15 protein-coding genes are annotated in these 17,362 nt (G+C 52.3%); 12 read left to right on the forward strand and 3 right to left on the reverse strand.

Annotated features, from left to right (window positions below; genetic code table 11):
* Nucleotides 1-247: 247 nt before the first annotated feature.
* Nucleotides 248-1,495 (forward strand): serine hydrolase, encoded by a 1,248-nt coding sequence (locus D6024_RS06065; protein WP_205573233.1) that lies wholly within the window; start codon nt 248-250, stop codon nt 1,493-1,495.
* Between the two features lie 2 nt (nt 1,496-1,497).
* Here the strand turns inward: D6024_RS06065 and D6024_RS06070 are convergent, their stop codons facing one another.
* Entirely contained in the window at nt 1,498-1,812 is a 315-nt protein-coding gene (locus tag D6024_RS06070) for a ferritin family protein (protein ID WP_121353704.1), read from the reverse strand.
* Between the two features lie 119 nt (nt 1,813-1,931).
* Here D6024_RS06070 and uvrA point away from each other — a divergent pair, with 119 nt between their 5' ends.
* The gene (gene uvrA, locus D6024_RS06075; protein ID WP_121353705.1) at nt 1,932-4,481 is read left to right on the forward strand and encodes an excinuclease ABC subunit UvrA; all 2,550 of its coding nucleotides are present in this window, start codon (nt 1,932-1,934) and stop codon (nt 4,479-4,481) included.
* A 177-nt stretch (nt 4,482-4,658) separates the two neighbouring features.
* Here uvrA and D6024_RS06080 read toward each other — a convergent pair whose 3' ends face one another.
* Nucleotides 4,659-6,617 (reverse strand): T9SS type B sorting domain-containing protein, encoded by a 1,959-nt coding sequence (locus tag D6024_RS06080; RefSeq protein WP_121353706.1) that lies wholly within the window; start codon nt 6,615-6,617, stop codon nt 4,659-4,661.
* 252 nt (nt 6,618-6,869) lie between these two features.
* Between D6024_RS06080 and D6024_RS06085 the strand changes: the two genes are divergently transcribed.
* The 4 genes from D6024_RS06085 to D6024_RS06100 all read left to right on the forward strand — a co-directional run bounded on the left by D6024_RS06085 (nt 6,870) and on the right by D6024_RS06100 (nt 9,876).
* Complete coding sequence (locus D6024_RS06085) at nt 6,870-7,298, forward strand: hypothetical protein (protein ID WP_121353707.1); 429 nt, start codon at nt 6,870-6,872, stop codon at nt 7,296-7,298.
* Nucleotides 7,299-7,505: 207 nt separating this feature from the next.
* A complete protein-coding gene (locus D6024_RS06090) occupies nt 7,506-8,159 on the forward strand; it encodes a porin family protein (RefSeq protein ID WP_162944583.1) in 654 nt (217 codons plus the stop codon).
* A gap of 293 nt (nt 8,160-8,452) precedes the next feature.
* Entirely contained in the window at nt 8,453-9,025 is a 573-nt protein-coding gene (locus D6024_RS06095) for an Hcp family type VI secretion system effector (RefSeq protein WP_162944584.1), read from the forward strand.
* A gap of 47 nt (nt 9,026-9,072) precedes the next feature.
* Nucleotides 9,073-9,876 carry a T9SS type A sorting domain-containing protein gene (locus tag D6024_RS06100; protein WP_162944585.1) on the forward strand — a complete coding sequence of 268 codons (804 nt, stop codon included), beginning with the start codon at nt 9,073-9,075 and terminating at the stop codon, nt 9,874-9,876.
* Nucleotides 9,877-10,120: 244 nt separating this feature from the next.
* Here D6024_RS06100 and D6024_RS06105 read toward each other — a convergent pair whose 3' ends face one another.
* A complete protein-coding gene (locus D6024_RS06105) occupies nt 10,121-11,524 on the reverse strand; it encodes a sensor histidine kinase (protein WP_121353711.1) in 1,404 nt (467 codons plus the stop codon).
* A gap of 287 nt (nt 11,525-11,811) precedes the next feature.
* On the opposite strand from D6024_RS06105, the gene D6024_RS06110 reads away from it, so the two are divergent.
* The 6 genes from D6024_RS06110 (at nt 11,812) to D6024_RS06135 (ending at nt 17,351) form a co-directional block, all read left to right on the forward strand.
* Nucleotides 11,812-12,342 carry a DUF2911 domain-containing protein gene (locus D6024_RS06110; RefSeq protein ID WP_121353712.1) on the forward strand — a complete coding sequence of 177 codons (531 nt, stop codon included), beginning with the start codon at nt 11,812-11,814 and terminating at the stop codon, nt 12,340-12,342.
* Nucleotides 12,343-12,487: 145 nt separating this feature from the next.
* Nucleotides 12,488-12,724 carry a hypothetical protein gene (locus tag D6024_RS06115; protein WP_121353713.1) on the forward strand — a complete coding sequence of 79 codons (237 nt, stop codon included), beginning with the start codon at nt 12,488-12,490 and terminating at the stop codon, nt 12,722-12,724.
* Between the two features lie 50 nt (nt 12,725-12,774).
* The gene (locus tag D6024_RS06120; RefSeq protein ID WP_162944586.1) at nt 12,775-13,584 is read left to right on the forward strand and encodes a PRC-barrel domain-containing protein; all 810 of its coding nucleotides are present in this window, start codon (nt 12,775-12,777) and stop codon (nt 13,582-13,584) included.
* A gap of 169 nt (nt 13,585-13,753) precedes the next feature.
* The gene (locus tag D6024_RS06125) at nt 13,754-14,797 is read left to right on the forward strand and encodes an NAD(P)-dependent alcohol dehydrogenase (RefSeq protein WP_121353715.1); all 1,044 of its coding nucleotides are present in this window, start codon (nt 13,754-13,756) and stop codon (nt 14,795-14,797) included.
* Between the two features lie 269 nt (nt 14,798-15,066).
* A complete protein-coding gene (locus D6024_RS06130) occupies nt 15,067-16,248 on the forward strand; it encodes a hypothetical protein (RefSeq protein ID WP_121353716.1) in 1,182 nt (393 codons plus the stop codon).
* Entirely contained in the window at nt 16,245-17,351 is a 1,107-nt protein-coding gene (locus D6024_RS06135) for a toll/interleukin-1 receptor domain-containing protein (protein WP_121353717.1), read from the forward strand. The genes D6024_RS06130 and D6024_RS06135 overlap by 4 nt, the downstream gene beginning before the upstream one ends.
* The last annotated feature ends 11 nt before the right edge of the window (nt 17,352-17,362 follow it).

A 17,362-nucleotide genomic window follows, 5' to 3' on the forward strand; every position in this document is an offset into this window, starting at 1 on the left:
GCCTGCAGCCGGTCAGATCCATTTGTTCATGATGGAAAGAATGAGCAGGATGGCAACGATCAACATCAGGATCGAGAATCGCACTTCGGGTGAAAGTTTGGAATCTTTCATACAGCATCGTTCCTGCAAGGATTGTTCCACCGGAACTGTTTTTTCTTTTGCCGGAAAGAAAAGTTTTCGCCGACCGCTGTATCTTTCCTGCATGCTGCGATCCGGTTTTTTCGTTTTCCTTTTTTTATTTTTTTACATGGCAATGGCACAGCCGCAAACAGACAGTTCTTTTGCTTCGGTGCTTCACACAAATCAGCAAAGTTTGTTTCAACAGGTGTTGCGGAATCCCGAACGCTACCGCCTGCAGATCATCTATACACAGATCAACCGCGACCGGCAGAACAAGCCCGTGTTTGCCAATTATTATTTTCATTACGACCCGTCGCTTTATTTCAACCCGGCCTCCACGGTGAAAATGCCGCTGGCGTTTTTGGCGCTGGAGAAACTGAAAGGGTTGAAGAAAAAAGGCGTTGACAAAAACACAACCCTTCTTTTCGACACCAGCCAACCCTGGCAGCGGCCGCTGTACAAGGACACGTCGGCCGCCAATGGCCATCCGACAATTGCGCATTTTATCAAGCGGGCTTTTTTGATCAGCGAAAATGATCCCTATAACCGGCTTTATCAATTTGTCGGACAGGGCGAGACCAACCGCCGCCTGCACGAAATGGGTTACGCCGATGTGCGCATCACCCGCCAGTTCATGGGACTCACGCCGGAACAAAACCGGTATACCAATCCAATCCGTTTTGTGAATGGCAGTGGCGAAACCGTTTATGTCCAGCCACCGGCCTACAACACCGATTCGTTCGACTTCAGCAAGCCAATCAGGGTCGGCAGGGCCTACCTGGAACGGAACGACAGCCTGGTGAATAAGCCCTTTGATTTTACGGTACACAATGCGCTTTCGCTGGGCACGCTGCAACAGTTGCTGCAATCGGTTTTGTTTCCGCAATCGGTGAGGGAAAAACAGCGGTTCAATTTATCCAAAGACGATTACACCTTTCTTTACCGCTACCTCTCGCAGTTTCCGTCCGAAACAACCGATCCCAAATACGACACAGCAGCCTTTTACGACAGCTATGTCAAATTCTTTTTTCGCGACAGCACCCGCCGCCTGCCTGCTGGCGTACGGGTCTTCAATAAGGTCGGGTGGGCTTATGGTTTCCTGACCGATGTGTCGTACGTGGCCGATTTTACGCACGGCGTTGAATACATGCTGGCCGCAACACTGTATGTCAACAAGGACGAAATTCTCAACGACAACAAGTACGAATACGAAACCGTTGGCTGGCCGTTTTTGTACCAGTTGGGACAAACAATTTATCAATACGAATTGAAGCGTCCGCGAAAGTTCCGGCCCGATCTTTCAGCATTCAAATTGCACTACGAACACCGCGACCCGGCCGACAAGCGGCCATCATTGAAAGAAGTGGACAATTAAATTCACTCCGCCTTCTCTTCGCCCTTTTCTCCCAGCTTGACAATGTCGCCGCTTTTGAAAAGGATTTCTTTCAGCGTGGTACACCATTTTTCTTTTTTGCGCAACAGAAATTCGAGGTCCATGCCGAAGTGCTTGAACTCTTCCTGCTGGGCATTCTCCATGATGGCCTTGGCTTCTTTGTCTTTTTCAACCGAGATGCGCTGTTCGTACCAGTTGATGGCTTCCACTTCTTCGATCAGCGAAGCAAACATGCGGGCCAGCGTACGGGTTTCCTGCGACAGTTCTTCCGGTGGTTCGTGGTATTGGTCAAAAGGCATAAAAAAAGTTTGTGAGGAATGATAACAAACATCGGACCCGGCCACAGAAATGCATTGCGTTGACCGGTTGCAAATGGCAAGGACGCTTGTAAAGGCACGGCATTTGACGCGTGTGATGCATGCAGCAAAAATTTCAATCGAATGGCAGAGGCGACGGGTATGTGCATGTGCGTGGTGCAAGGGAACACAACCTGAAAAATGTCAGTCTTCAAATTCCCCGCGATGCGCTGGTGGTCTTTACCGGTGTTTCCGGTTCGGGTAAATCTTCCCTTGCCTTTGGAACCTTGTATGCCGAGGCGCAGCGGCGTTACCTCGAGTCTGTTTCACCCTATGCACGGCGGCTGTTTCACCAGATGCCCGTGCCGGTGGTGGATGAAATTGACGGCCTGCCGCCGGCCGTGGCCCTGCAGCAGCAACGCGGTGGCACCTCCACACGTTCGTCGGTAGGATCGGTGACCACCATCTCCAACCTCTTGCGCATGCTGTATTCCCGTGCCGGTGAATATCCCAGAGGTCAGGGCATCATTTACGCCGAAGCGTTTTCGCCCAACACACCCGAAGGCGCCTGCCCGCAATGCCACGGCCTGGGGCGCATTTACGAGGCTACCGAAGAATCCATGGTGCCCGACCCGGACCTCACCATCCGCGAACGGGCCATCGCCGCCTGGCCCACGGCCTGGGGCGGACAAAACCTCCGCGATATCCTCATCACGCTTGGTTACGACGTGGACATTCCCTGGAAAAAGCTGCCGAAAAAAGACCGCGACTGGATCCTCTTTACCGACGAACAACCACAGGTGCCGGTGTACCCCGGCTTTACGCATGAAGAGGTGAAGCGGGCCATCAAACGCGGCATGGAACCGGGTTACATGGGTACGTTTAGCTCTGCCAGGCGCAACCTGTTTTACACCTTTGCTAACACCCAAAGCGCCATGATGAAAAAGCGGGTGCAGCAGTTCATGGTGAGCAGCGATTGTCCCACCTGCAGGGGCAAGCGGCTGCGGCCCGAATCATTGTCTGTAAAATTTGCCGGTTTGGATATCGCCGACATGTCGCGGCAGCCCCTGAAAAAACTGCTTTCCCTTTTTCGGCCTTATGCCGATGGGAGCGCCGCCGGAATCGCCAAACACCTGAAAGAACAGCACGAGGAAAAAGGCATGGTGGCGCAGCGCATCGCCGAAGACCTGGTAGCAAGGTTGAATGTCCTGCTCGATCTCGGTCTTGGCTATTTGACCCTTGAGCGCAGCACGCCAACCCTGTCTCCCGGCGAGCTGCAACGGTTACGGCTGGCCACCCAGGTGCGCAGCAATTTGTTTGGAGTGGTCTATGTGCTGGACGAGCCCTCTGCCGGTCTGCATCCTTCCGATACGGAAGCTTTGTTGCGGGCACTGGACAGGCTAAAGGCTTCCGGTAATTCGCTCTTTGTGGTGGAGCATGAACTGGATGTGATCCGTGCTGCCGACTGGATCGTTGATGTAGGTCCCGCAGCGGGAGAAAAGGGCGGTGAAGTGTTGTACAGCGGGCCAATGGAAGGGTTGCGGGAGGTAAAGATTTCCCGCACACGGGAGCACCTGTTCAACGGCCACGCCTTTCCGGATACAACGTACCGGAAGCCAGCGGGATGGCTCAAACTTGCTGGCGTCACCCGCAACAATCTTTACAACCTTGACGCGGCCTTTCCCCTCGGTGTGATGACGGCCGTTACCGGTATTTCGGGGTCGGGCAAATCAAGCCTGGTAAGCCAGGTGCTGGTGGAACTGGTGGCGGATTGTCTGGGACACGAATTGCCAGCCGAAGAAGAGGAAGGCGATCCGCTGCAGCAGGAAACCGTGCAGACGTTGGGCGGCAAGATCACCGGCGGCATGGAAACCATCCGGCGCATGGTACGGGTGGATCAAAAACCCATTGGCCGTACGCCGCGTTCCAACCTGGCCACTTACACCGGCTTGTTTGATGGTGTGCGGAAACTGTTTGCATCCACCAAAATGGCCCGCAGCCGGCATTACGACGCCGGCCGCTTTTCGTTTAACGTGGGCAAGGGCCGTTGCGACAATTGCGATGGCGAAGGCTTTGTGATGGTGGAGTTGCTTTTTCTTCCCAGCGTGTACGCTCCCTGCCCTGTGTGCGGCGGCACCCGCTACAATGCCAAAACACTGGAAGTAACCTACAGGGAAAAAAACATTGCCGACGTACTGCGCATGACCGTGGATGAAGCGCTGGAATTTTTTGCCGATGAACCCCTGATCTGCCGTGCCCTGCAGATGCTGCACGAAGTGGGCCTTGGCTATTTACGGTTAGGCCAGCCTGCTACAGAGCTTTCGGGTGGCGAGGCGCAACGCATCAAGCTAGCCACTGAACTGCAACGTCTCGGCAAGGGTAATACACTTTATATCCTGGACGAACCCACCACGGGCCTCCACCCCTCGGATGTGGAAAAGCTGGTGGTGCAACTGAACCGCCTGGTGGATGCCGGCAATACAGTGATCGTGGTGGAGCACGACATGCACGTGATTGCGCAAAGCGACTGGGTCATCGACATCGGCCCCGGCGCCGGCGAAGAAGGCGGCCGCATTGTTGCGCAAGGCACACCGGTCGACGTATCCAAAATAAAGGAAAGCAAAACAGCACCCTACTTGGCGCGGACGCTGGATCCCCGGGCACAAACGTGATACCCAAACGTCAATAGGTGGTGCTGCTTTTGTGAGATGTAAAAAGTGAAACGTGAGACCGCAGTGAACGGCAATCGAAATGATCCTCCAGATTGACGTCTGGGGTCTAACGTTTCGCGATTGTCTGAGAGCGGGCTAGTGCCAGGTTGGTGTAGCCTCCTTCCCTGCAAGTAATTCTTACCGCAGCAAAGCCACCGTTCCTTTTTTGGTGATCGTTTGACGGGTATTGGGATCGGTGTATTGCAGCAGCCAGGCGTATACACCGATAGGTGCTTTGTTGTTGCGGATCTTACCGTCCCAACCCTCGTTGGGTTGCGATGTGTGGAAGACCACGCCACCCCAGCGGTCCACTACCTGGAAGCGATAGTTCACTGCGGGGCATTCAAAAGAGGGCTTGAACCGGTCGTTCAGGTAATCGTTATTGGGCGTAAAGGCCGTGGGCACGTAGGACACGCATTTGCAGGTGGTAAAATTTACATGAAAGCGTTTGTAGTCGAAAGAGCATTCGTTGCTGATGCGGATGGAGTAAAGCCCTGTGTCTTCAATTAGACGCTGCGGTGTTTCCATGTTGTTTTCCCACACATAGTCCATCGCTGTGGGCTGCGATACATCCAGTTGCAGGCGGTCGCCGAGGCAAAGACTCGTGTCTTTGACCGAGGCCGGTACCCGCACGGCGCTATTGTCCTGCAGGATGACCTGCTTGCGTGACGTATCGACTATACACCGGGTATACACATAAGCCGTTACATTGTAAGCTCCTGCCGCGGAATAAATGTGCTGTGGCGTCAGCGATCTCGAGGCATTCATCTCTCCGGATGCGGGGTCGCCAAAATCCCAGCGCACGGAGTCGACCTTGTTGAGCAGGAGCGAAAACGCCACCGGCTGATCCCTGCACGACTTGCGCTGCACCGTGATCCCGTTTTCTTTCAGCGAGAAGCTGCCGGACCGGATATAATTGTAGTTCAGAAACCGGTATTTCTGTCCCACTTCGACGGCATTTTTTTTATAGACCGCACCCGGTGCTGCCTTGTTGGGTTCTTCAATCACGGAGAGGTACAGGTCCTGTTCATGCGTGACCACATCCCGCATGCTCACGTAGATTTTTCCGTCGGGGCCTACCTGCAGGCAGCGGTAAATATTGTAGCAGTCGTGCGGCGTGCAGCCCGAGCGGTCGGCCCGGTCGTTCATTTTGTAGAGGGTCGCTTCAATCTGCGCCGGCGTGCCTGCATTGAGATCCAGCTGATAAATGTTGTGTTGTTCCAAACCCGGATCCGATTTTTCATGGGAACCAAAATAAAGCCTGGAGCCGTCGGGAGAAATTTCGCCGTCTTCGAGTGTTTTACCTGCCGGTATCCGGATTTTCCGCGGGTTGGAAACAAGGCCTGTGGCGTTGTTGAAGTCAAAAACAAAAATGGCGTTGGCGTTAATGGCCGGCATGATTAGCCGCTCACCGTTGGCGGAAAATTTAAGGTTGCTCCAGCCCTGGTCGAATGTAGGCGGAACAATGGCTGGCGCAAAGGCCGATGTGACAGCGTTCGGCTGTACGCCGCCTGCCGTTACCAGAAAGGCACTGAAAGCCCCGTTGTCGTAGCTAACGATCCAGGTGTCTTTCTGATTGCAGTGCGCCGTGCCTGCCAGCAGCAGCGCCTTGTTTTTTTTCAATACGGTAAAATAGTCGGTGGGAGACGAGGACGGGTAAACAATTGCGCCACTTCCAAAATTTGCCTGGGTGTTGATGGTGAGATAAAGCAGCTCGCCGGGATGCTGACCCTGGGTGGAAATGCCAAAAATATAGTACAGCGAATCGTTGGTGGGGTAAGGGCAGACCAGGGGCATGGCCTGGCCGGCCAAGGGCCAGCGCCAGTTGTCGGGCAGGATGGGCTCGTGGTTGCTGTTCCAGACGGTAAGGCCGTCGGTATAAAATTGCAGGTAACCGAATCTGCTGCTGATGGCCGATGCAAATCGCGGGGGCGGAAGACTGTCGGTGGTAATGGGCGTATAGCCAAGCGGGGTGGGGGGATCGGTGTTAAAGCTCAGTCCCGCATGGTGACCGAAAAGCCAGTTGTTGTTGATCTTTTGGGCATGTGTCCAAAGCGTGAAAACAGTCAAAAGAAAAAAAAGAAACCTGCCTCTCAAGTGCGTTTAGTTAAGGTCTGGAAATGGCAGCGCTGCTGCGTTTCTGCCTTTAAATGTAAGACGCAGCTGGCGATGTTGCGAATCGTGTTTTCCCGGCTGTGCATTTCCGTGAACGAACGGTCGTTAGGGACGGATGAATTGTAAAAAACCGGCTTCAATTGAAAGGTCGGCGGACCAGGGAGTTGCGCAGGCTTTTCGTAAGAAGCCGTTGCGCTGCTTTCGAAGGAATGATTTTTTTAATAGCTTCGGCCAATGGCTACGATCGAACACGAGAATGTTGTCCCGCCCCGGCGGCGCAGTAACGCTTTCCGGCGTGTTGGCTGCATTTTTTCGCTGGTGCTGCTCCTCCTCCTTTTTGGGTTTGTCTGGTGGCGATACTATTATACGTACAGCGACGGCACCCGCTTTGGATTGCTGCAAAAGTTTTCGCATCGCGGCAATCTGTTTAAAACCTACGAAGGCGAAATGATCCTGAGCAGTGTCAGTGGAAACCAGAATGTACCGGTGGCCTCGGAAAAGTTTTATTTCACCGTTACCGATAAAGAAGTGGCCCAAAAGCTGAACGACCTGCAGGGGCACCACGTTACGGTGCATTACATGCAAAAGAACAATGCCGCCTTCTGGCGTGGCGACAGCGAATACATTGTCGACAGTGTGCGGGCCGAACGCATAGACCAGTAAGCGAAAGCGCCTGTCTTTGTCTCGCGGTCATCCGCTAAACCGTGTGTGCCAGGACGTCAGGAACAAAAAACATTTCTTCAGCCAGAAGCCGTCCTGTCAATTGAAGCGACTGTTTTTTCACTTCATGCACCGGAATCTGCAGTCCCGTTGTTTGCCCGTTTTTCCGTGTGAATGAATGCTGTTTTTTGCGCATTCAATTCACACAAAATGAAAAAAATCCTCTACACCATTTTTCTCTGTGCTCCCGCTTTTTTTGCGCAGGCACAGCTTACCGATTTGCAAAAACTGGCCGACAGCCACACGCCTCGCTTTGGCGTAAAAGTGGGTACTAACTGGTCTTATCTTTCCGGCAGTGCCGACGGGTTTACGGCCAATAACAAAACCGGTTTCATGGTCAGTGCGTTTTATTCGCCGGCTTCTCACACGGGACGCGGCTTTCGTTCGGAACTGGTCTTTTCCCGCCAGGGTTACAGCTTCGATGATGGCGGCAAGAACACCAGTGTGCTGAACGACTACGTTTACCTGCCCCAGTTGGCCACCTTTGGCATTGGCAAATTTTTCCAGTTGCAGGCCGGCGCCCAGGTTGGCTTTTTGTTGAATTCGAAAATGAGCGGCGCCAAAGACAGCACCACCACGGGACTGATGAACCGCATCGACTACGGCTTTGCTGCTGGCGTGGAATTGAACCCGGTAAAAGGCGTGTTGATCGGGGGCCGTTACAACCTCGGATTGGGTAAATTATACAAGCAGTACGAGCAGGGCGGCAGCACCACGCCCATGCCCTTCCCGCTGCCATTTAACCCCGATAAAACCGATATGAAAAACGGTGTGGTGCAGCTGTTTATCGGTTACCGTTTTTAAACCCGTTATTTCACTTCTGGACCAACCCTCCTTTGCGGAGGGTTTTTTTATTTGGTACCTGCCGCCGGAAAAGAATATGTTCTTCCACTTCGATGATTTTGCCGGGAAACACAGGCGGTCACAACGCAAGAAGAAGAGCACCAATCATTTTCAACAAGGCGGTGAAAGATCCAATTTGTTTCGCTATCTTTCAGAGACCGATCTTCTTTCAGCACTACTGCTTACCTGATACCGTTTATTCTTCCCCGAAGACAGCCTTCGCAATTATTTTTTTAACCTAAACCGAAATGACCATGAAAAAGGTTTTTTACGTTTTGCTTCTGCTGCTATGCGCTGCTTTTTTCACACAACTCCACGCACAGGTTCATTTGAAGGCCGTGGCACCTCCCGGTGACCTTGGCGGACAGATCATCGGAGACTCAAAACAAAAAGGACATGAAAACGAAATCGAGGTGCTCTCGTACAGCCAGGGTGTTGCGGGCTGCACACCCAACCTTTCGAGGGGCGGCCTGAATGCCTGCAGGGCATCGGTTGGCAGCCTGAATTTCATGATGCAGTTTAACCCGGGACTGAACCAGTTGCGCTCCATGGTCCTTTCCGGCAGGCGCCTGCAAACGGCTGATTTTGTTTTTGAAAAAGCGGCTGGTGATCAGAAAATGGTTTACTACAAAATCCACATGGAAGATATTGCTGTTGTGGCCGTGCAGGAAAGCGGCAGCAGCGAACTACCCATGGTTTCGGTGGAATTTGCCGCAGCCCGCATTGCCTGGGCCATTTATGCGCAAGACCAAACCGGCCAGACAAAGCTGGTGAACAAGGTCGGGTTTAATGTTGCGACCAACACGTTCTGGTCCTACAGTTTTTGAGCGCAATGCCGGCGTTTTATTTCACGCTGACTTCTAAAACATTTCAGATGAAAACATTGAAACAACTTGCCTTGCTGGCCCTCTTTTTCCCAGCGGCTTGCCTGCATGCGCAACAGGCGAAGCAAACAGCAAAGGCTGTACGCGACCTGCCCTTTGCACAATCGATTCCCCGGCTCCGGCAGGCGTCCGATCTGATTGAGAGGGCAACCATTCCCGCCATTAAAAAACCGGTCGTTGTTCACCTTGATCTTGCGGCAGAAATAAAAACGATAAAGGATGAATGTCCTTACCTGCTGGCGCAACAGCCAACGCTGCAACTTTCCGGAGAAAGAACCGACAACCGGTCGGTCAATCTGGAATGGGAAACAACCAATGGCTGGAACAATTATTCATTTCTGCTCGAACGTTCGCTGGACGATACCCTGCATTTTGAAACCGTCAATTCGGTTTGGGCAAAACCTGTTGCCGGCATTAAAGACTGGTACCGCCAGCCCGACGAAAATGCCTACAACAAGATCTCGTATTACCGGGTGCAACTGCAGCTTCGCGACGGCAATTGGCTCTATTCGAACATCGCCCCGGTGAAAGGATATGCAACCGGCCTGCTGAAACTTTATCCCAACCCCGGTTCCGGTCCTGTGGTCATGACGCTTTACAGCGAAAAGGAAGGCGACGCTGTTGTCAAAACCTTCGATGCTGCAGGCAAACTGGCTGTTCAGCAAACCGAAGCGGTGGTGGCGGGATTCAATACAAGGGAATTGAACGTCTCGCGGCTGGCCGGTGGATTTTACACGGTGAAAGTGTTTCTGCCGGATAAAACGGAACAATCGGCACGCCTGGTCAGACAGTAGGGACGGCAGACGGGAGACGTCAAACGTCAAATGAAAGGGGAAATAAAAGTCGTTTTAACAGGTGGCTGCCCCCTTTGCTTGTACTTGCGTTCGTCCGGGGGCGTTGCAGCATGAAGTTGGTTTTTACGTACAGGGCGGGCTCTCTCCATCTCGCGAACGGCTGTCTCCCGTTTGGCGTCTCACGTCTCACATCTCACGGTCCTTAGTCCTCCTTACAGGACCTGTGGTGATGGGCAAACCATTATTACGCGGGGAAATAAATTTCAAACGTGGTTCCCTGGTTCACTTCACTGTGCGCCTGGATAATGCCGTGGTGATTGTCCACTACTTTTTTGCAGATGGTTAAACCAATGCCGGTGCCCTTGTAGCCCTGGCCTGTATGCAGCCGTTGAAACAGGCGGAAAACGCGGTCGGCATGCGACTGTTCGAAGCCTAGTCCATTGTCACTGAAAAGCAGCTTGACGTAGCGCTTGCTGGTCTTGTGTTCCGGTATGCCAATTTCGGCCACGTTCACCAGCGTACTGTCGATGGTAATGACGGGTGGTGTTTTTTCCTTTTTGTACTTCAGCGAATTGCTAAGCAGGTTTTTGAAAAGCTGCTTGATCTGGAAGGGCAGGCCTTTGATCACCGGCAGGTTGGCAAACCGGATTTCGGCACCTGTTTCCACAATTTCTTCATCGAGGTTTTGCACCACTTCCGTGACGATCTGATTGAGATCCACTTCCTCGAATTTCTTTTCGCTGCTGCTCGTGTGCGAATAATACAGAAGATCGTTGAGCAGGTTTTGCATACGGTCTGCCGACTGCTTGATCTTTTCAAAATGCACCTTGTTTTCCCTGTATGGCACCTCTTCGTCATTCTGCTCGATCATCGACGTATAGGTGAGGATTTTTCGCAGCGGTTCCTTCAGGTCGTGGCTGGCAATGTAGGTAAAGGAGTCCAGCTCTTTGTTGGACAGTTCCAGTTGATGGTTTTTCTGTTTAAGCTTGTTGTTCAGTTTTTTGAGGCGCACCAGGAGCTTTTGCGTCCGCTTCAGGTAGCGGCTGTTTTTTTCGTAAGAGAACACCAGGATCACCACGGCAAAAACAATCAGCAGGATAGCATAAAAAGGTGTGAGGAATGTATACCTGCGGTTTTCCTGCTCGCGGTTGCGGTGCCATTCGTCGGCATGTACTTCAATGCCCTGCACGTAGTGCCGGATGCTATCCATGGTGGCTTTGGTTCGCCGCAGCAGCATCTGTTTCAGTGCCGGTGTGAGACTGGGATCGTCAAATTGTGAAAACAGGTGAGTGAACGTGCCGAAGCGAACAGCGACAAAGGTTTGCAGCGCATTGAACCCCGGGCGTTCGTTCGGACCCGTCAATGCTTCGATGTCGTTCAGCAGGTTTTTGGAGCGGGCATAAGCGCCGTAATACGGGTCGAGAAAAAGCGAATCTTTTGTCAGCAAAAAACCACGCTGCGCCGTTTCGGTGTCGATCAGGGAACCGAGTAATTGTTCCAGTTTTATTTTCAGCAAATTGGTACGATTGATCTCCCGCTGCGATTCCAGAAGGAAGTGAATCTGTTGGTACAACAGGGCTGAAAGTGCCAACAGCGCAAGGGCTGTAAGAAGGAAAATGCGTTTTGCGGTTTTGCCGGATAACTGCATGATGGTTTTTGGATTTGGATGAATGCTTGTTGCCTAAGAACAAAAAACAAATCGTCATTCCATACACCACCGGTAACAGGGTATTCCACGATTCTTAAGCAGGGCGCAAAGAACAAAAATGGTTCCAAATTCTTTTCCCGAATACAAGGCGGCGGATTCCTGTTCGATGGTTGATGATCGACGTTCGGCGGCAAGGATTTTTGCGGATAGCCCCAAAACCAGTCAACAAAAGCCTTGCGGTTTGCAACAGATTGTGAATATCTTTAAGCTTATCAAAATAGAAATTTATGAGAAACAAACTTCTGGGCCTTTCTCTTGGTCTTGCGATTTTTACCACGTTTGCAGCCTGCGCACAGGGCGATAAGAGCAACCGTCCCAGTCCGCCTGCAACGGCCACGGGAAAAATCGGTAACGCCACCATCACGATCAACTACAGCAGTCCTTCCGTTCGCGGTCGCAAGATCTGGGGCGAGCTGGTGCCCTACAACAAAGCCTGGCGGGCCGGCGCCAACGAGGCAACCACGTTTGAAACAAGCCAGGCAATTAAAGTGGAAGGCAAAGACCTCCCGGCCGGCAAATACACCCTTTTTGCCGTTCCCGGCGAAAACGAGTGGCAGTTCATTTTCAACAGCGAAACGGGGCAGTGGGGTATCAAGCGCACAGGTGAGGCCAATTTCGACGCGGCTAAAAACGTGTTGACGGTTTCGGTAAAACCCAAGGCGTCTTCAACCATGAACGAAAAGCTGCTCTACCAGGTTACCGGGCAGGGCTTTGTGCTGAAATGGGATCGCCTCGAGGTGCCGGTCAGCATCAGGTAAAAAACGTTGCAAATTATTTTTTTGATCAAGTCTCCGGGAGGAGACTTTTTTGTTTTCCGGTGCCGCCGCCGGTTTGCCTTCACAGGCACAATTTGTGTTGACACAATACAAGACAAACAATTTGTAGACTGTAAAAAATTTGTATATGGCAGAACTTCATGTGCAAACGAAAAAAAACAATACGTCGAATTCGATGTGGATCTGGATCGTACTGGCCCTGGTTATTGCGGGAGCGGTGATTTATTATCTCGTCAGTCGCAACAAAGCCGGTACGAACACGGCAGCGCCGGCCAACACGACAGGTGCCATTGAACCGTCGGCCAATCCATTAAGTATCGAAAACATCCTGCAACAGCAAAACGCAGCGATGTACTTCTGTTAAGAACACATTTGATAACCGAAAGCAGTGCTTTCAAAAACGACGAACAGATTATGGATACGATGAAACACAGGCGTCTCCAGGAACTGGACCACTCCGATTTTGAACTGGTGAAAGGCGACCCCGACATCCGCGGCTGGGACGTGAAAAACGTCACGGGCCAAAAGATCGGTGAAGTGGAAGAGTTGATCGTGGATGCGCAAAAGAAAAAAGTGCGGTATATGGTAGTCGACCTCGACGATAACGAGCTGAAGCTGGAACACCGTAAAGTGTTGATCCCGATCGGCCTGGCAGAACTGCACAAAGAAGATGACGATGTGCTGCTGCCCGCCGTCACCATTGACCAGTTAGGGGCCCTGCCTGCTTACGATAAAGACAGTCTCGACGAAGAGACCGAGCGGCGGGTCTGTAACTCGCTGGGCCGTGACACGCAGGCACTGGCCAGCCGCATCATGGCAGCAGAAGAGCGGCCGCAGGTTGCAAAGACAGCGGAACACGACAAGGCTCCTGCTACAAGCCAGGACGATTTTTACCAGCACGATTATTTCCACGACGACAATTTGTACAAACACCGCCTGCACGAAACAACGGCGGCAAAAACTAAGGAAGAATCCGAGTACGAAAAAGGCCTGCGGCTCTGGGAGATGCGCAGCGAAGGGGGCATCATAGCCGGCAGTGAGGCAAAGCAAAAAGAGCGGGAGGTGAATGAAGAAGCCCACCTCGAAAAAGTGCGCAACCGGCGCAAATCGTACGAAGAGCGGCGCGGCTACCCCGAACGGGAGCGGCAACGCGACGAGACCGATTATCGAAAAGACAACACGATCATTGGCAGGATTCGCGACGAAGGATTGCGGGATGCCTAAACAAAAGCGGTAGCACTGTCTGCCGCTTTTGTTTTGAATACAAGAAAAGCGGTGCGGATTTTTTTGCACGACGGGTTCGTAAAACCTGCAGTCAATTTTATTTGCTGACGTACATCAATGGCATTTAACCATACCCCGCACTACCTTTGCCCGTTTAACCCTTGATTGTATGAGCAGAATAAAAGCCTTCGCAGCCTACGACGCTGCTTCTCCTTTACGTGATTATGAAATCAGCCGCCGCGAACCGGGTCCACACGATGTGCAAATCGATATTTTATACTGTGGCGTGTGTCACTCCGACCTGCACCAGGTGCGCAACGAATGGGGCGGTACCGTTTACCCACTGGTTCCCGGTCACGAGATCGTGGGCCGTGTGTCGGCCGTTGGCAGCGATGTCACCCGGTTCAAAGTCGGCGACCTGGCCGGTGTGGGCTGCATGGTAGACAGTTGCCGCGAATGCCCCAAATGCAAAAAAGGGCTGGAGCAATATTGCGACAACGGCTTCACCGGTACCTACAATTCTTTCGAACGCAATGGCAAAACCCTTACCTATGGCGGCTACAGCAAGGTGATCGTCACGACGGAAGATTTTGTGCTGAATATATCCGGCAAACTGGACCTGAAAGCCGTGGCGCCCCTTCTCTGTGCGGGCATCACCACCTATTCGCCGCTGCGCCACTGGAAGGTGGGCAAGGGCCACAAAGTCGGTGTGCTGGGCCTTGGCGGATTGGGACACATGGCCGTGAAGTTCGCCGTTTCGTTTGGGGCGGAAGTAACCATGCTTTCGCACTCCCCCTCGAAGCAGAAAGATGCCGAACGCCTCGGCGCCCATCGCTTTGCCCTGACCTCCGACAGCGAGACGCTGAAAAGCCTCGCCGGGTATTTTGATTTTATCATCGATACCGTGTCGGCACCGCACGATTACAATGTTTACCTCAACCTGCTCGATACGAACGGTGTGTTGATCTGCGTGGGAGCGCCACCCGACCCTGCGCAGGTAGCAGCCTTCAACCTCATTATGGAACGGCGCAGCATTGCCGGTTCGCTCATCGGCGGCATTCCCGAAACACAGGAAATGCTCGACTACTGTGCAGAGCACAACATTGTTTCCGATGTGGAGATGATCGCGATGCAGGATGTGAACGAGGCCTACGAACGCATGCTCAAAGGCGACGTGAAATATCGCTTCGTGATCGACATGGCGACATTGTAAGTATTTTTCTTTGCTGTGAAAGCTGCACCGCACCGGTGCAGCTTTTTTGTTTGTGGCAATGGGAGCCGTCAGCCATTTGCGATTCGCTGTCAGTTGTCAGCCAATAGTTATCAAATCTCCATGACTGCTTACTACCTACTGTCAACTGTCAACTGTCCATTGCCGAATGCTAACTGCAATCCATCCCTATTGAAAATTGGCGTAACTTTTCTCTTGCCAATCGACTGCACTCGTGGAAACGCATGTTACATCACGTTAAAACCTGTTTTATGCGCCACAAAACAGCTTACTGCCTTGCCCTGCTGCTTTCACTGTTTTTTGGTTTTGCCTCTGTTGCGCAGGCCGTCGCCGGCGTAACCGTGGGATCATCACGCCAGATCAGAACAACCAAAAGCGGGAACAAAGTGGATGTGCTGAAAACCGAGTTGCTTCGGTTCAACATTTGCCCGACACGCGGTACACTGGATCTGCTTGAAAAGCTCAACCCGCAATTAAAAACCGATACCTCCGTTGCGGAAGGAACTTCCGTTATACTGCCCCTGCTCAACGATGTGGACGATGCCGTGCAGCAGAAAATGACGGCCTTCCTGGCAGATGATAACGCGGTGAGCAAAACAGGGAATGCCCTGTTGCTGAAAAACAGCAAGGCCCTGCGCACCGTTCTTACGCCCTGGCTGAAAAACCGGCCGGATTCCAGCCCGTGGATGATCGAATTACGCGACATCAATTTGCTCTTGCAAAAAATAACGGGGCAAAAAACGCCTGTGCTCCGGAAGTATCACACCGATATTCTCAACAGCGAAATCGAGCGGTTCACCCGTTACCTTTCCGGTCAGCCGGCGAAGCGTCCGCCGGTGGGCTTCGATACAGCTTATGTCCGTTCGTTCCGGGATTATTTTTACCAGGTTGCCGGGCCTTATTATTCCGTTTTGCCATCCATGGGAATGCGGTCAATGCGAACAGGCGGTTCGGGACTTGCCGCGGTCAAGCCGGCTCGCTTTCTTTTTAACGGGCACCTGCCCGACGATGCGGCTACCGCTGTAGATGTATGGATTCATGTACTGGTGCCCGTCCTTATGCAAAGCAAGTTCAAATACATCGATTCGATGAATCAATACTGGGTGTATTGCCTGAGTCAATTTCAATTCGATAACCTGAACCAGAAGCTGGCAGCAATGACTCCTACGGAGAAAAGAACCCTGGCGGTGGACAGGCTCCGAACGTTCATTACCGTTGCCGACCTGGAACGGGTAAGGGCTCTTTGCCCTTCGCCGGCTTCGGTGACGGCCAAGCGCATCGACACCCGGTTTGCTTACCATTTTATCGTGGTTTCGCTGAACAAAAAAAACATTCTCATTCACGACTGGCTCGACCTGGCAAAGTATTCTTTTCAATTGCAGGACGGGAAATATGGCCTGGGCCTGTATCAAAACATTAACTGGGCTCCATGAGTCGACCACGCAATTTCAAACTGCGCCTGCTGCTGGTATCTTTTGCCGTTACGGTGGCGCTTTCGTTTTTGGCCCGCCTGTTTGCGCCGGCCGGTTTAATCAGTTGGCGGGAAACAGCTGCTGCCGCACTGGTTTCACTGCTTGTGTTTCATGGCCTCACCGTCTTCTTCGAAAACAAAAGCAGGAAGGTGGTTGTGCGATACCTTTTGCTGGCGCTCCTGGTTCTTTCTTCCGGCATTTATTTTTACGCGGCCAAAACCCTCCTGTGTGACGATGTCGTTGTCGGCACAACGTTGAGCGAAGACTTTGCCAACGAACGAAGCCTCGCCATGAACCAGGGGCGCACCAAATGCGACATCTTCGGCTACGTAGCCGAATCGGACCCGCGGCGGATCTGGACGGATGTGGATGATTCCAACCTGAAGCTGCGGGTTTCGTACGTTGCTTTCGTGGTTTTCCTGATCGCCTTTTTCACGCATCTGACAGAAGAGATTTTGCGGCGCAGCCTGTTCAAAGACAGCAGTGGTTTTTTGGAGGATGGCGATGCCGTTTTTATTTCCTACAACCACGGGAATGCGGCAGAGGCTATGCAGGTAAGAAATGAGCTGGTCAAAAACGGCATCAAAACCATCATCGATACCGAATCGATGCCGGCCGGCTACGCGATTGAAAAATTCATTGCGGAGTCCATTCAACAGTCACAGGTTATTTTATCGATTGTGTCGGAAGAAAGCATTCTTTCCGGGTGGGTGGCAACGGAAACCATCAACACGTTTTTTCTCCAGTTGTTCGACACGGACAAAAAGTTTATCGCCTGCTACCTCGACGAATCGTTTCTGAAGGACGATTTTCCGGAAAAAGCCTACGCCGCCATTGATGCAAAACTGGAAGCCATCAATCAAAAAATTGATGCGGGCAACCGGATAATGGTCAACCGCAGCGACCTCACAGATCAAAAAGACCGGCTGTTCAAACTCCGGCAAAATTTAGCTGATATTCTGCGTCGGCTAAAGGCCTCTAAATGCATCGATATCCGTGGTGAAAAATTCCGCGAAAATGTACCGCCACTGGTAAAAGAGATCAAGGCGGTGCTTGAGGCGTAAAGAGCAGTCAG

This window comes from Flavisolibacter nicotianae (genome assembly GCF_003628535.1).
GTDB lineage: Bacteria > Bacteroidota > Bacteroidia > Chitinophagales > Chitinophagaceae > Flavisolibacter > Flavisolibacter nicotianae.